Source organism: Solidesulfovibrio carbinolicus, assembly GCF_004135975.1.
Lineage (GTDB): Bacteria > Desulfobacterota > Desulfovibrionia > Desulfovibrionales > Desulfovibrionaceae > Solidesulfovibrio > Solidesulfovibrio carbinolicus.
On record NZ_CP026538.1, the window covers coordinates 251,560 to 266,994 of the forward strand.

9 protein-coding genes are annotated in these 15,435 nt (G+C 68.0%); 7 read left to right on the forward strand and 2 right to left on the reverse strand.

Features of this window, described 5'->3' with window-relative positions:
• Positions 1-2 precede the first annotated feature (2 nt).
• Together C3Y92_RS01105 and C3Y92_RS01110 are read right to left on the reverse strand one after the other, a co-directional pair.
• Positions 3-3,737: an AsmA family protein gene (locus C3Y92_RS01105; protein WP_129348683.1), complete on the reverse strand. Its 3,735-nt coding sequence runs from the start codon at positions 3,735-3,737 to the stop codon at positions 3-5.
• Positions 3,738-3,756: 19 nt separating this feature from the next.
• On the reverse strand, positions 3,757-4,125 hold the full coding sequence (locus C3Y92_RS01110) for a hypothetical protein (protein WP_129348685.1): 369 nt from the start codon (positions 4,123-4,125) through the stop codon (positions 3,757-3,759).
• 128 nt (positions 4,126-4,253) lie between these two features.
• On the opposite strand from C3Y92_RS01110, the gene C3Y92_RS01115 reads away from it, so the two are divergent.
• The 7 genes from C3Y92_RS01115 (at position 4,254) to C3Y92_RS01145 (ending at position 15,278) form a co-directional block, all read left to right on the forward strand.
• Positions 4,254-4,610, forward strand: coding sequence for a hypothetical protein (locus C3Y92_RS01115; protein WP_129348687.1), 357 nt, complete (start codon positions 4,254-4,256; stop codon positions 4,608-4,610).
• A gap of 278 nt (positions 4,611-4,888) precedes the next feature.
• The gene (gene cobA / locus C3Y92_RS01120; protein WP_129348689.1) at positions 4,889-6,403 is read left to right on the forward strand and encodes a uroporphyrinogen-III C-methyltransferase; all 1,515 of its coding nucleotides are present in this window, start codon (positions 4,889-4,891) and stop codon (positions 6,401-6,403) included.
• Positions 6,400-7,080 (forward strand): phosphoribosylglycinamide formyltransferase, encoded by a 681-nt coding sequence (purN, locus tag C3Y92_RS01125; protein WP_129348691.1) that lies wholly within the window; start codon positions 6,400-6,402, stop codon positions 7,078-7,080. Before cobA ends, purN begins: the two co-directional genes overlap by 4 nt.
• Positions 7,081-7,238: 158 nt before the next feature.
• Positions 7,239-10,931, forward strand: coding sequence for a hypothetical protein (locus C3Y92_RS01130; protein ID WP_129348693.1), 3,693 nt, complete (start codon positions 7,239-7,241; stop codon positions 10,929-10,931).
• Between the two features lie 56 nt (positions 10,932-10,987).
• Positions 10,988-11,896: a decaprenyl-phosphate phosphoribosyltransferase gene (locus C3Y92_RS01135; RefSeq protein ID WP_129348695.1), complete on the forward strand. Its 909-nt coding sequence runs from the start codon at positions 10,988-10,990 to the stop codon at positions 11,894-11,896.
• Positions 11,893-14,106 (forward strand): SDR family oxidoreductase, encoded by a 2,214-nt coding sequence (locus C3Y92_RS01140; protein ID WP_129348697.1) that lies wholly within the window; start codon positions 11,893-11,895, stop codon positions 14,104-14,106. Before C3Y92_RS01135 ends, C3Y92_RS01140 begins: the two co-directional genes overlap by 4 nt.
• Positions 14,106-15,278 carry a glycosyltransferase family 4 protein gene (locus tag C3Y92_RS01145; RefSeq protein WP_129348699.1) on the forward strand — a complete coding sequence of 391 codons (1,173 nt, stop codon included), beginning with the start codon at positions 14,106-14,108 and terminating at the stop codon, positions 15,276-15,278. The genes C3Y92_RS01140 and C3Y92_RS01145 overlap by 1 nt, the downstream gene beginning before the upstream one ends.
• Positions 15,279-15,435 lie beyond the last annotated feature (157 nt).

Below are 15,435 nucleotides of genomic sequence, written 5' to 3' on the forward strand. Positions count from 1 at the left end.
GGTCAGCGTCCGGGCAGGTTGAGGATGCGGGTGACGGCTCGGCCGGGGATGCTGAAAAAGCCCTGGAGCACCCGGTAGACCACGTCGCCGATGATGCGGCTGCGGTCGATGGTGACTTTGGGACCGTCCAGGGGGCCGATGATGGTGGCCGGCACATGGCTGCCGCTGGGCAGGGTGGCGATCAGGTTGAGGTCGATGGTCTCGTGGCGCAGATCGCACTCGCCCCGGCCGGCCACCACCATGCGCGGGCTTTCGATGCGGAAATCGTCGCTGTGGGCCACGCCGCCCTTGGCGTTCCAGCTGGAGGAGAACATCTCGAAGGGCAGGCGTTCTTCCTGGGGCTTGCCGTCCACGAGCTTGTCCGGGTCGCGGACCTTGATCTCGCCGCGCGTGATCTGCAAATGGCCGGTGCCGGTCAGATTGCCGCGCAGCTCTTCTTCGGTGGCCCCGCTGGTGCGGGCGGCCACCACAAAGGTGCAGGCCCCGGAGGCCAGGGTGTCGCCCTCGGCCCAGTCGCGCAGGAACCGGGCGATCTCGATGCCTTCGAGTTTGAGTTCGATGGCGGTCTTAAGGGCCGTGTCCCGGGCGTCGCCGCGCACCTCCACGAACAGCCGGCCGGCATAGAAGCGCGGCGATTCCTGGCGAAAGGTGAAAAGTCCGTTTTTGGCGTTAAACGAGGCCGTGCCGGCGTCGAAGGTCACGTTGCCCTTTTTGAGCCAGCCGAAATGCAGCTTGAGGTCCAAGGCGGCTTCGCGCAGGCCCTTGAAGTCGATCTTCTGGCGTCGTTCGGCCAGGGGCGGCGGCCCGGCGGCCGGCTTGTGCGGGGAGTAGGCGTCAAGATCGAGGCGGTCCACCGTGAGCTCCCACTTGCCCCGGGCCGGATCGAACCGCTCGAAGTTGCCGTGGCCGGTCAGATGGGTTTCGTCGAGGCTGGCGGCCAGTTTCGAGACGACCACGCCCTTGTCGTCCACGGCTGCGGCCACGGCCAAGGAAGCCTTGGTCAAAAGCGTGGCCGGCGCTTCGGCCGGCAGGGAAAAGCCCAGGGCCGGCAGCACCTGGCGCGGTGAAAACGTGCCCGTCTCCAGGCTGCACTGCACCGGCGCGGCCTCGCCGCCCTTGCGCCAGACCCTGGCCGTGGCCGAGGCCCCGGCAAAGCCCAGGGACAGTTCGCCCAGGGAAAAGCCGCCGCCGGACTCGGCCGCCACCGGTCCGGAAAGGGTGAGCCGCAACTCGCCGCCGCCGGACAGCCGGGCCAGGGCCGAGGCCTCGAACTTGCCCTGGAACACCTCGCGCAGCCGGCCCTCGCGGTCCAGGGCCAGGGGGCCGGCCAGGGCCGCCCGCGGGTCGCGCAGATTCGGGCCGTCCGGTCCACCGTCAAAGGACGCGGCGGCCAGGGTGGCGTTGGCCTCGCCTTCGATGCCCTCGGCCCCATCCACGCCTTTGAAGGTCAGGCTGATTTTGGGCGCGGCCAGGGTCTGGCGGGAGCCGGCCCGGCCCAGGGCCAGCCGGGGCGCTTCGGCCTCGACAGCGGCGCTGACCGCGCCAAGCCGGCCCTTGGGGCCGCCGGCTGCCTCCAGGCCGAGCTTGGCGGCGATGGGTCCGGTCAGGCCCGATTTGGGGAACAGCTTGCCGGCTTCTGCTCCGGCCAGCTGCAAGGCCCCGGTCAGGCGGCCGGTGGTCTGGCGCTCAAGGGAGCCGGAGAGCCGCCCGCCCCAGGCCTCGGCGGTTTCCACGGCGGCGGTGATCCCTTTTTCGCCCAGGGAAAGGTCGAGGACGGCGTTTTTGAGGTCCAGGCCCCGCCCGCTAACCTGCTCCAGGCGCAGTTTGCCCTTGGCCCGGGGCAGGGTGGCGGCTGGTCCCGACTGGCCCGACTGGTTCGGCTGCCCGGCTGGGCCGACCAGGCCGGCCAGACGGTCGAGGTCCAGGTGGTCCACGGCGAGATCAAAGCCCAGGCCCGGTCCGCCGCCCGGAGCCGGGCCGATCTGGCCGCGAAGAACCAGTCCCCCGGCCTTGGCCTCCAGGCCCGAAAGCTGCCATTTGCCCGAAGGCTCGGCCAAAAGCGTGAGCTGGCCCCGGGCCGCAACCGGCCCGGCCGGCAGGCTGCCCAGGCCCAGGGCCTTGGCTGCTGCGGCCGCGTCGGGGCTGGAAAGGGTCCAGGAACCGGCCGCGCCCGTGGCGTCCAGGCGGCCGGAAAAGCGACTGACAAGGCCCAGGGGTTCCAGGGCGGCCTGGATGTCGTAACCCGGGCCGCCGTCCGGGCCGCCGGTGGGCGAAAGCCGGGCGTCGAGGCTGGCCACCTGCCCCCCGGGCAGCACGGCCGTGGCCGGCCCCAGGCGCACGAGCCCGGGCGCGCCGCGCAGGGTGGCTGCGGCTTCGGCCAAGGACAGACCGCCGACGACGCAGCGGGAGCAGGCGACTTGCGCGTCGAGATCAAGGCCGAAGATCCACGGCCCGGGCACGGGCCAGCCGCCCCCGCCGCCAAGGCCCAGGGCGTCGAAATCGACGTCCTCGGCTTTGATCTGCCCGGACAGGGCCGGCCGGTCGCCGGGAATGAGCCGGGCCGAGCCGTGCGCCGTGCCCCGGGGCAGGCGGGCCGTGAGATCGGTCAGGTGCAGGCCGTCCTTGTCCCCGGCCAGGGCCAGGTCGGCCGTGAGGCGATTGGGCAGGGGGGCGGTCAGCGCGGCATCGGCCGGAGCGGATGGGGCGGCCGGAGACGTGGCCGGGGCTTGGGGCTCTTGCGGAGCGGCCACCAGGCTTTCCGGGCTTCCGGGCTTGGCCAACCCTAAAATGGCCCGCCAGCCGCCGAGCAGGTCGGCGTCCAGCTTCAGCTTGCCGGCCAGACGCGGCGCACCGGGCAGGTCGGAGACCCCGGCCATGCCGGTGAGCCGTGCCCCGTCGGCCCGGGCGTCGATGTCGGACAGGGTGAGCGCGGCGGCGGCCGCGTCGTAGTCGAGCGTCAGTCGCGAGACCACCCGGGTCGGCACGGCCCCCCCCGGGACCAGGGGGGCGTCGATGACAAGCCCGGTCTCCACCCGCACGCCGTGCAGCCCCAGCCGGCCGGAGCCGGGATCGAAGGAAGCCCGGCCCTGGAGGTGGCACTGGAGCTCGCCGCCCGGCACAAGGCCCATGGCCTCGAAGCTGGCCGCGAAATCGAAGGGTTGGCCCAGGCCCGTGCGCAGCCGCGCGCCGGTGACGGACAGGACCTTGCCCGTGGCCGCGTCGTCGTAGCGCACGGCGACGTTGTTCAGGTGCACGGCCCGGGGCTGGGGCACGACGGTCCAGCCCGAGCCGGCCTGGGCGTCCTGGGGCGCGGCCAGGTCGTCCCAGTTGGTCCGGCCGTCGGCGGCCCGGGCCAGATGCACGGTCACGTCCCTGGCCCGCACCGAGCCCGGCGAGATGACCTTGGCCAACAGCGGGGCCATGCGGATGGTCATCTCCACCTGGCGGGCGGCGAACATGGGGCCGTCGCCAAAGCCTGGGGCCTGGGCCACGGCCACCGGCCCCATGGACAGGCCGAGCCAGGGAGTCATGGTGATGGAGACGTCGCCGGACAGCACGGTGTCCCGGCCCAGGGCGTCGGTGAGGGCCTTTTGGGCCATTTCCCGTAGCCGCTCGGGGCCGATGATGTGCTTGGCCAGGGGCGGCAGGGCCAGGGCCAGGATGAGCAAGGCTCCGGCCAGGGCGGCGGCCAGTTTGAGCAGGCGGCGCTTGGCCGGCGGGGCGACGGGGTTGTCCATAGGGCGGGAAGCGGGAGTCCTACAGCGTGACGTTTAAGCCCGTGCGGCCGGGCAGGCCGCGCTGGGCTTCCACGGTCAGGCGGCGGCCGTTTTTCACGGCCAGCAGAAACGACGCGCCGTCGGTGACGTCGTTGACTTCGACCTTCCAGCCGCGCGAGGCCACATCCTTGGCGTAAAAGGCGCTGACCTCGGCCGGGCTGGCCCCGGTTTCGAAGATGACCGTGGCTGCCTTGGGAAAGCGGATCACGCGCTTGAATTCCGCCCCCGGGAATATCCCGGCTTCGTTGCCGAGCACGGCCCGAAAGTCTTCCTGGGCGGCCGCCGACGTGGCTAATAAAGCGAAACAGCAGGCAAAAACAAACAGGCGCGCCCAAACGGTCCTCGCCACGGCCAACCTCCTTTGGAATCGGGCTTCCTTGTGCTACGAGACCGGCCCGAAGTCAAAGGCGGCCGGGGTTGCCGTTTTGGCCGATCCGTGAAAAAAAGCGCCGAGAACTTTTCAGCAAGGAAACGCACATGCCAAGGACACTCCGGGCCGCTCTGGCCCTGGCGGCGCTGGCCGTCGCCCTGGTCGGCTGCAACCGCGATACCGGCGGCGGCGAAGCCAAATATCTGCACCTGTTCAATACCGCCTGGGCCAAGACCAGCAATTTGGGGCTGTACGAGGTCAAGGTGGCCTCGGTTGCGCCCCTGCCCGACGGCATGAAGGTCGTGACCGTCAATTACCTGTTCAACAACGGCATGGTGCCGGACCAGGGCCGGGCCGCCATGCTCGTGTCGCCGGAAAACCGGCTGGCCGATCCCTGCGTGGTCGATCTGGAGATCGACCAGTGCCTGGGCGGCGGTGCGCCGATCTGGCACGCCAAACCGTAGTCGCGCGACCTTTAAAAAATACGAGAGTATTTTTTAAAAAATAGAATGGTTTTCGCTTGTTGCCAGCGAAACGGCGTGGTGCCTTGCCAAGGCGGCACATGCCCGATCCGTTTCATGGGAGACAAGCGGCCTGGAGCGCGCCGTCCGCCTGATGGGCGGACGCGGTTCGTCAAAATGCAAGGCCAGGGAGTCCGGGGCGCGGCGTCGCTTGTAAGGCCGGCCGCTTCCCGGCAGGCCCCAGGGCTGAAATGATACTGCCAACCACCAAAGGCGGGTGCATGTCCAAAGTCTATCTCATCGGAGCCGGTCCGGGCGATCCGGGCCTTTTGACCCTTCGCGCCAAGGAACTCCTCGAAACGGCCGATGTCGTGGTCTACGACTATCTGGCCAACAAGGCCTTCCTGGATTTCTGCCGCAAGGACGCGGAAATCTATTACGTCGGCAAGAAGGGCGGCGACCACACCCTGCCCCAGGACAAGATCAACGACCTGCTGGTGGACATGGCCAAGTCCGGCAAGGTGGTGGCCCGCCTCAAAGGCGGCGATCCCTTTGTCTTTGGCCGGGGCGGCGAGGAAGCCGAGGAGCTCATCGCCGCCGGTTGCGACTTCGAGGTCGTGCCCGGCGTCACCTCGGCCGTGGCCGCGCCGGCTTATGCCGGCATCCCCATCACCCACCGCTCGTTTACCTCGTCGGTGTCGTTTATTACCGGCCACGAGGACCCGACCAAGACCGAAAGCTCGCTCAATTGGGAAGCTTTCGCCAAGTCCGGCTCCACCCTGGTCTTTTTCATGGGCGTGAAAAACCTGCCCCATATCACCGAAAATCTCATGAAGGCCGGGATGCCCGGCGACACCCCGGCCGCCCTGGTGCGCTGGGGCACCACCTGCCGTCATCGCAGCCTGGTGGCCACCGTGGCCACCATGCCCGAGGAAGCCCAGAAACACGGCTTCGCCCCGCCGTCGCTGTTTGTCGTCGGCGGCGTGGCCACGCTCCACGACAAGCTGGCCTGGTACGAAAAGCGCGCCCTTCTCGGCAAGGGCGTGGTCGTCACCCGCAGCCGCGAGCAGGCCAGTGATTTGACCCGCCTGCTGGGGGCCGAAGGGGCTTGCTGCTACGAGTTCCCGGCCATCGAGATCGCGCCGCTGACCGACGTCGCTCCGGTCGACGCGGCCATCGACAGCCTCTACGACAACGACTGGGTCGTCTTCACCTCGGCCAACGGCGTGGACTGCTTTTTCGAGCGCATTGACGCCAAGGGCCTGGACGCCCGGGCCTTCGCCGGCATCCGCATCGCCGCCATCGGGCCGGCCACGGCCAAAAAGCTCGCCGAACGGGGGCTTCGGGCCGATTTCATCCCCGAGCGCTTCGTGGCCGAATCCGTGGTCGAGGGACTGCTCGCCCAGGACGTGGCCGGCAAGAAGGTGCTCATCCCCCGCGCCCGCGAAGCCCGGGACGTGCTGCCCGAAAAGCTGGCCGAAGCCGGCTGCACGGTCACCGTGCTGCCGGTCTACGACACCCGGCCCGTGGACCAGGACCCGGCCGAGATCATCCAGGCCGTGAAAAACGGCGAGATCCACTACGTCACCTTCACCTCGTCCTCGACGGTGAAGAACTTCTTCGCCCAGATTCCGCCCGAGGTGCTCAAGGCCTCGGCCGTCAAGACCGCCTGCATCGGCCCCATCACGGCCGCCACCTTGGCCGAATACGGGTTCACGCCGGACGTCAACGCCGCCGCCTACACCGTGCCGGCCCTGGCCCAGGCTGTCATCGACGACGCGAGGCGCGGCGCGTGACGCTCCCCCTTGCCGTCCTCGCGTCCGGCGGCGGGTCCAACCTGCAAGCCATCATCGACCGTATCGAGGAAGGCAAGATCGCGGCACGCATCGTCGCCGTCGTGTCCAACAAACCCCAGGCGCGGGCGCTTTCGCGCGCCCGCGCCCACGGCATCCCGGCCATCGCCCTGCCCCAGGACGACTACCCGGACCGGGCCGCCTACGACGCGGCGCTGCTGGCCGCCGTCCAGGACTCCGGGGCCCAGGCCGTGATCCTGGCCGGCTACCTGCGCCTGCTCGCCGCGCCCTTTATCGCTGCTTTCCGAAACCGCATCCTCAACATCCACCCGGCGCTGCTGCCAAGCTTCCCCGGCCTGCGCGTCCAGGCCGCCGCCGCCTCCTACGGCGTCACCATCGCCGGAGCCACCGTGCATTTCGTGGACGAGGAAATGGACAGCGGCCCCATCGTCATCCAGGCCGCCGTGCCGGCCGGCCCAGACGATGACGGCGAAAGCCTCGCCGCGCGCATCCTGACCCTTGAACACCGCATCTACCCCCAGGCCGTGGCCTGGCTGGCCGCCGGCCGACTGGCCATCGCCGGCCGCAAGACGCGCCTGGCCCCATCCTCCCTGCCGCCCGCCGATCTGGCTACGGTGTCGCCCTGCCTGGTGAACCCGATGCTGGAGGAAGGATTTTAGGGGCGCGTGAGGGAGTGAGGGGAAGATGGGAAGAGAGAAGAGGGAAGATGCCTCCGGCGGCTGGGGGCCTGAGGCCCCCAGACCCCCCATATGGGGAAAAGTTTAAGGGGGGCGGCGGCAGGGTGGAGAAAAAGATTTCGATCTGAACAACGATTCGCATGACAAAATGTAATACGAACCAGCCCCTCCCCCCATCCAGGGGGTCCGGGGGGGATGATCCCCCCCGGCGGGTCCAGGGCAGAGCCCTGGTCTTCCTCTATCTCATCCCCCTCGCCATCGTCGCGGCCTTCGCGCTGCTCTCCTGGCGCGGCATCCTTTGGACGCCGGGGCATGTCTACCAGAACTGGGACCGGGTGCCGACGCCCTACGCCGAGGAGATGCGCCAAGTCGCCGACATCTCCAAGCACGCCTGGGCCTCCAAGTACGACATGGGCGCGCCGGGCGCGTTTTCCGGCATCACCCGCTGGTTCGACCTCGTCACCCGCGACGCCGGGTCATACCTGGGCGGCCCCTTTATCGTGCGCTGGGAAGGCCCGGTCTATGCCGTGGCCGGGGCCGGCGGCGTGGCCGTGCTGTGTCGCCTCTTGGGCCTGGGGCTGTGGCCCACGGTCTTGGCCGCCATGGTCTTTGCCTTCAATCCGCGCCAGTTTTCCATGGCCGTGGCCGGCCATGTGGAAGAGAGCGGTTTTGCCCTGGCCATCGTCCCTTGGGTGCTGGCCTTGCTCTTTCGGGCGGCGGCCGATCCGTCCGCGCGCCGGTTTCTCGCCTGTACGCTGACAGCCGGTCTGCTTGGGGCCTTGGCCTGCTCGGCCTCACCCTTTGGCATCGTGTTTTATGGCTCGTTCACCGCACTTTTCACCCTCGGCCAGACCGTCGCCCGGCGAAGCTGGCGTCCGGCCCTGGCCTTTGCCCTGGCCGGCGGCGTGGCGCTCTTTCTCCATCTGCACTGGCTGGTTCCGGCGGCCAGCTCCATCATCCACGCCGCCGATTTCAAGCATCACCAGACCAAGGAAGAGATCAACGACCATTACCAGGGCATTTATCGCCGCTATTCCGCGCCGCTTCGCCAAGCCATGCTCGGCCACACCGACAATTATGGCATGGGCACGGAATACGCCTATCCGGTAACGCTCAAAGACAACCCCGAGTGGGTGGCCGCGGCCCTGGCCTTGCTCGGGCTGGCGATTCTCGGCGGCTTTGGCCGCGTGCCGAACAGAGGCATCAAATATTTCGCCGCCTTGTGCCTGCTCATGGGCTTTATCTGTCTGGCCGGCAACAAGACGCTCGCCGGCGCGGTGTTTTACGAGAAGTTTTTAAACCGCGTGCCGATCCTGTTTTTCCAGATGGCCCGGCCGGCCCGCTGGCTGCCGGTCTATTATTTCGGCTTGGCCCTGCTGGCCGGCCTGGGGTTGGCCCGGCTTTTGGAATGGAGCAAGGGCAGCCGCCTCAACCGGGCCACGACCCTGGCCTTTGGGGCCGCCGTCCTGGTCGTCTACCTGCACCCCTACTGGACCGGCCAGTTGACCCGGCCTCAGAACGCCACCTCCCAGACCATGGCCATGATGCCCCAGCCGCTGTCCCCGGCCGAGGGCACCCTCTCGAAATATTTCACCAATGACCCCGACGACTACCGGGTGACGGTCTGGCCCACCATCGCCGGTCCCACCGGCGACGTGCCCGAACCGCCGAACAACGGGCTGACCCGCAATTTCGCCCTGCTCGGCAAGGACGGCATCATCGGCCCCACCTACATCGGTGAACCCTACAGCATGTACCTGCTTGGGCTTTTGCACCGGCCCTGGCCGGTCACCGACGCCTTTGGCCGGCTGCTGGGGCTGGCCGCCGTCAAACGGGTCGTCTACAACCAGACCAACCCCTATCTGTCCTATGGCTCGTTTGGCTGGATGCCGACCACCAAGCGCGGGCCGGAAACGCTGTTCGATCCCGGCGATTTGATTGGCCCCTTCATCGCCGCCCAGCGCGATCTGGTGGTCGATCCCGACCTGGCCGCGCCGCCTGAAGCCGTGCTTCGCAACACCGACTTCCTGCCGCGCCTGCGCCTGACCCAGGGGGCGCGTCTGGCCGCCGGCGGTTTTCCGCTGCTGTTGTCCCTGGCCAACGCCAGCCGGCCCCAGTGGGCCGACGAGGCGCTGTTCTTCGGGGCCGACGTCACCGAGGCCGAACTCAAAACGCTGGGACCGGGTTTTGGCGGCCTGACCGTGGCCGGCGGGGCCACGCCCGAACTGCTGCTGCCGTTCCTGCCGGCCGACGCCTACCAGGGAGCGGCGTCAGCCACCCTGGAAGGCGCGTTCGGGCCGTTGGCCCCCCGCCAGCTTGACGATCCTCGTCATGGCGGCTCGGTGCTGGAAAAGGCCGCCCGCATAAGCGAAGGTCCGGGCGTGGCCCGGTTTGCGCTGATCGGCCACGGGACCCTACACCTGTTCCTGCGGGCCGGGGCCGAGAGCTTTGCCGGCACGGCCAAGGTGAGCCTCGACGGCGCGCCCGTGGCCGAGCTGGCCGCCGGCCCCCTGGGGCGCGGCATCGACTGGATCGACTGCGGCACGGCCACTTTCGAGCCGGGACCGCCCCATGAGCTGGCCGTGGAAATTCCCGGCCGGGGCGTCATCGTCTCGGGGCTCCTTGCCGTGCCCGAGGAAGCTTACGCTGACGCCCGGGGCCAACTGGCCGCCCTGGCCGGCGGCAAGGTCCGGGTGGTGGCCGAGGCCGAGGAAGCAACCGAAGCGCCGGTCTCGCCCATGGCCCCCAAGCTTTTCGTGCCGCTTTTGGCCCAGGGCGCGGACGTGACCGTGACCAGCGAAAACGCCCGTCTCGATCTCGCCGACCCGCGCGGGGCCGGGGTGGTGGCCGTGGAAGGCGACGCTCCGGGCGAGGTGGTCTATACCGTGCGCTTCCCCGAGCCGGTTGCGGGGCTGACGCTGGAAAGCTATCCGCGCCTTTTCGGCGACAAGGTCCAGACGTCCTACGTGGCGGCCTCGGCCTCCGTGGACGGCGGCCCGTCCAAGCTCCTGTACCGGGTGGAGGGGAGCCGTGACGACCGCTGGGAGGACGTCTACAAGCGCCGCATGGTTTCCGAGATCAAGGGGCCGGCCACCACCGTCACCATCCGCTTCGCCATGCGCCAGGCCCAGCTGTCTTCCCAGGTCAATTCCCCCAACCAGCCCATGCGGCTGGTGGCCGACACCCCCGTTCCCGGCCGGGCCGTGCTGTCCTTTGGCGCGGCGGCCCGGCTGCCGGCCACCCTGGCCGTGGCCGTGCCCGTGGCCGGGGACTACGCCGCCACCTTGCGGCTGGTGGGCAAGGCCGGGGACACGGTCAAACTGCCGGACGGCCGTTCGGTGGTCCTGACCAAGGACGGCCGCAATGACGTCCCGACCGGGACGGCGCGGCCCGGAGCCGACGGCTTGGTCCGTTTGGCCCTTGACGGGCCGGCCACCGTGGCCTGCGACGCCGTGGAGCTGACCCTGGGCGAGACAGGCGGCCCGGTTGCCGGCGCGGACATTGCCTACAAGCGCCAAAACGCTGGCCGCTACGACCTGACCTTGCCGGCTGGCGGCGGCTTTCTGGTTTTCTCCGAAGCTTTTCACCCCGGCTGGGGGCTGGCGATCGGAGGCAAGTCGTTGACCCCGCTTAAAGGTCTGGGATTTATCAATGTCTACAATCTGCCGTCCGGCGCGTCCGGCCCGGCCGAGCTGCTTTATCGTGACGAGGCCATCATGGCCAGGCTCGTGCCCGTCATGAACGCCGGCTGGATCGTGCTGACGCTAATGACCCTGGCTCTTTTCGTGCCGGACCTGCTGCCCGGCCGGCGAAAGCACCCCCGGGCCGATTGAAGCCCGGGGCGATCCCGGCTATGGTCCGGCCTCCCGGCGAGGCCGGTTGGAGCGCTATGCCGAAAACCACGTCGCGGACCGCCGCCTACCTGAAGCTGGCCCGGCCGCACCAGTACGTCAAAAACGCCTTTGTCTTCCTGCCGCTGTTTTTTGGCTGGAAGCTCACCGACCCGGCGGCGCTGTGGAGCGCCTGCCTGGCCTTTGCCGCGTTCTGTCTGGCCGCCAGCGCCGTCTATGTCGTCAATGACTTAAAAGACGTCGAGGAAGACCGGGCCCATCCCACCAAGCGCAACCGCCCCCTGGCCTCGGGCGCGCTGACCCCGGGGCAGGGCCTGCGGTTCGCCGGCGTGCTTCTGGCCGGCGCGGCCGGTCTGACCCTCGTTCTGGGGTCGGGCGGCTTTGCCGCCATCCTGGCCGGCTATCTCGTCATTAACGCCCTCTACAGCTTTGCCCTCAAGCACAAGGCGCTCATTGATCTGGCCTGCATTGCCGTGGGCTTTGTGCTGCGGGTGTTCGCCGGCGGCGTGGTCACGGCCGTGACCCCCAGCCATTGGATCGTGCTCATGACGTTCCTGCTGGCGCTGTTTCTCGGCTTTGCCAAGCGCCGCGACGACCTGCTGCTGTCGGCCGCCGGCTGCGAGAAAACGCGGCGGTCGCTCGACGGCTACAACCTGGAGTTCGTCTCGGCCTCCATGATCATCATGGCGGCGGTTGTCATCGTGAGCTACATCCTCTACACGCTTTCCCCCGAGGTCATCGCCAAGCATGGCTCGGACAAGCTGTACCTGACCGCCATTTTCGTCATCCTCGGCGTCCTGCGCTACTTGCAGATTACCCTGGTCGAGTGCAAAAGCGGTTCACCGACCCTGGTGCTGTTGCGCGACGGCTTCATCCAGGCCTCCCTGGGGCTGTGGATCGTCAGCTTTTACCTTATCCTCTATGTGGAGCGTGTCCGGAATCCATGAAGAAAATCATGCTGTTCTATCCGCCGGGGCGGTTTTACCAGCGCGGCGAGGACCGTTCCCAGGGCAACGTGGAGCAGTCCACGGCCACGTCCATGCGCGCGCCCAACGACCTGGGCTACGCCGCCGCCACCCTCAAGCAGGAAGGGTTTGCCGTTTTCCTGCGCGACTACCAGACCGAGCGCTGCGCCCCGGCCGATCTGCTGGCCGATTTCGACCGCGAGGCCCCGGACGGCATCTTCGTCAGCATCACCAACTCTACCATTTTCAACGATCTGACCCTGGTGCGGCAGCTGAAGGCCAAAAAGCCCGACCTTCTGGTCATGCTCAAGGGTGCGATCTTCTTTGACCCCGACGAGGCGCTCCTGGCCCAGCTCGATCTGGCCGACGTCACCTACCTGATCGGCCTGGAATCCGACTTCATCGTCGGCAAGCTCGCCAAGGCCCATTTCGACGCTCCGGCCGGCGTGCCGGCCATTCGCGGCATCCTCTTTAAAAAGGACGGCGTCTGGACCAAGACCGACTTCGCCTCCTGGGAGACCGACCTCGACAGCCTGCCGTTTCCCGACCGTAGCCTGATCAAAAACGCCCTCTACGTGCGCCCCGACACCGGCGAACCCCAGGCCACCATCGCCACCTCGCGCGGCTGCCCCTCAGCCTGCATCTTCTGCATGACCCCGAAGATTTCCGGCAAAAAGCTGCGCCTGCGCTCGCCGGAAAACATTCTGGCCGAACTCACCGACTGCTACGCCAACCACGGCATCCGCGACTTCTTCTTCAAGTCCGACACCTTCACCTTTGACCCGACCTGGACCCAGGCCGTGTGCCAGGCCATCCTTGCTTCCCCCCTGGCCGGCAAGATCCGCTGGGTGGCCAACTCCAAGGTCAAGCCCCTGGACAAGGACACGCTGGTCCTCATGAAAAAGGCCGGTTGCTGGCTGGTGGCCTTTGGCTACGAGTCGGGCAGCCCGGAAACGCTGTCGCGCATCCACAAGAACACAACAACCAACGACAACCTTCAGGCCACCAAATGGGCCAAGGAAGCGGGGCTGCTCACCTTCGGCTTCTTCCTCATCGGCCTGCCCTGGGAAACCAGGGAACACCTCGAAGCCACGCGTCAGCACATCTTCGAGCTGGACAACGATTTCCTGGAACTCCACATCGCCATTCCCTATTACGGCACCCGGCTCAATGAAATCGCCCGCGAAGAGGGGCTTTTGCCCGGCTCGGTCCTGGGCAAGGACTATTTCAACGCCCCAACCGTCGGCACGAGCACGCTCTCCATGGAAGAAATCGAGGCCTTCCGCAAAAAAACGCTCCTCGATTTCCACCTGCGCCCGTCCTACATCACCCGCAAGCTCGTCCAGGCCGGCGGCAACCCCAAAATCATCGCCAACTACGCCCGCTTCGGCCTGCGGCTGCTCAAAAACACCCTCATGCCGCCCAAGCGCCCGCGCGCTTTGACCCCGGACGGCACGCCGCCCCACGTTGCCATTCTCGGCGCCAATTCCGACATCGCCCTGGCCCTGGCCCGCCAGCTGGCCGCGCAGGACCACGCCTCCCTGGTGCTGGCCTCCCGCGACCAGGATCGGCTCAATGTCGCCGCCGTGGATCTGGCCAAGGATTGCGACACGGACGTCAGCGTGCGCCATTTCGACGCCCTGGATTTCGCCGGCCACGCCGCCTTTTTCGATTCCCTGGACCCCATGCCCGACGTCCTGGTCCTGGCCTTCGGGCTGCTCGGCGACCAGCAGTCCGGCCAGCGCGATTTCGCCGCCGCCCGCGCGGTCATCGACACCAACTTCACCGCCGCCGCCTCCGTCCTCGAAATCGCCGCCGACCGCTTCGCCAAGCGCGGCCACGGCACCATCGTCGGCCTGACCTCCCCGGCCGGCGAGCGCGGCCGCAAGAGCAACTACCTCTACGGCGCGGCCAAGGCCGGGCTGACCACGCTGCTTTCCGGCCTGCGCCACCGCCTGGCCGGCACAGGCGTGCGCGTCGTCACCGTCATCCCCGGCTGGACCAAGACCCGCATGACCGCCGCCGCGCCCACCCCCGCGCGCCTTACCGCCTCGCCCGAACGCGTGGCCGGCGACATCCGCAAAGCCCTTCACGGCAAGGGCGACGTCCTCTATACCCCGTGGTTCTGGCGGCCCATCATGGCCCTGGTGCGCGCGCTCCCCGAAAAACTCTTCGTCAAAACGAATCTCTAATGAACATACTCTTCCTCAATCACAATCCCGAGCGCTACGGCACCTACTTCCGCTGCTACCACCTGGGGCGGCATCTGGCTGATCGCGGCCACAACGTGACCTTGGTGTGCGCCTCCCGCGAGGCCACCCTGCGCACCACCGAACGCAAGGAAGGCGGCTTGCGCATCCGCTTCCTGCCGCGCGTCAACCTGGCCACCTACCACACCGGCCATACCCTGCGGATGTTGCTCAACACCCACGAATGTCTGCGCACGCCCATGGACATTCTGCACAGCTTCGCCTTTCCGCTGCATCCCATCAGCTTCCCCACGCTGGTGACCAGCATCCTCAAGCCCCAGGTCAAGATCGTGCTGGACCACGACGACATGTGGAAAGGCGGCTTTATTGACCAGCACCCCGGCCCGGTGCGGCTGCTCTACAACTTCACCGAGGACCAGTTGCCGCGCATCGCCGACCAGGCCACCGCCGCCAGCGACATCCTCATCGGCAAATTCCGCGACGCCGGCCTGCCAGCCGACAAGATCCACTATATCCCCAACTGCCCAACCATCCGCCTGGACATGCCGCCCAAGCACGAGGCTCGGGCCGCCCTGGGGCTGGCCCCGGACGACAAAGTGCTGCTCTCCATGGGCCACACCTACACCGAATCGCTTTTTGCGCTGCTCGACGCCTACACCGCCGCCCGCGAGACCCTGCCGGGCCTCAAGCTTCTGTTCCTCGGCAAGATGCACATCTCCGACGACTTCAAGGCCCGCATGAAGCCCTATGAGGAGCGCTTCGCCCCGGACATCGTCAAGATCGGCGAAAAGCCGCCCACCGACGTGCCGCGCTATCTGGCCGCCGCCGACGCGCTGCTTCTGCCCATGGACGACGACCCCATCGAAAAGGCCCGCTTCCCCATCCGCTTCGGCGACTATCTCGCCTCGGGCGTGCCCGTGGTCTCCAACGCCGTGGGCGAAATCAAACGCATCATGGAGTCCCGCGACTGCGGTTACACCGCGCCCGTGGGCAACGCCGCCGCCTTCGGCCGGGCCATCGTCACCGCCCTCACCGACGAGGCCGGCCGGCAGCGCAAACGTGAAAACGCCAGACGCCTCATCGCCGAAGAACTCAACTGGCCCGCCGTGGCCGCGCGCCTCGAAGCCGTCTACGAAAAGACGCTCGGCGAATAACCGGGTCCAGGGCGCTGCCCTGGACCCGGCAGGGCGCTGTCCTGCACCCGCTGGGACGCTGTCCCAGACCCTGCCAGGGCGCTGCCCTGGACCCGGCAGGACGCTGTCCTGCACCTGCCAGGGCGCTGCCCTGGACCCGCCGGGGGGATAATCCCCC

Coding starts and splice junctions, on each gene's coding strand:
- C3Y92_RS01135 (WP_129348695.1), top strand. CDS start 10,988: ATGCCGAAAACCACGTCGCGGACCGCCGCCTACCTGAAGCTGGCCCGG.
- C3Y92_RS01105 (WP_129348683.1), bottom strand. CDS start 3,737: ATGGACAACCCCGTCGCCCCGCCGGCCAAGCGCCGCCTGCTCAAACTG.
- C3Y92_RS01145 (WP_129348699.1), top strand. CDS start 14,106: ATGAACATACTCTTCCTCAATCACAATCCCGAGCGCTACGGCACCTAC.
- C3Y92_RS01140 (WP_129348697.1), top strand. CDS start 11,893: ATGAAGAAAATCATGCTGTTCTATCCGCCGGGGCGGTTTTACCAGCGC.
- C3Y92_RS01115 (WP_129348687.1), top strand. CDS start 4,254: ATGCCAAGGACACTCCGGGCCGCTCTGGCCCTGGCGGCGCTGGCCGTC.
- C3Y92_RS01130 (WP_129348693.1), top strand. CDS start 7,239: ATGACAAAATGTAATACGAACCAGCCCCTCCCCCCATCCAGGGGGTCC.
- cobA (WP_129348689.1), top strand. CDS start 4,889: ATGTCCAAAGTCTATCTCATCGGAGCCGGTCCGGGCGATCCGGGCCTT.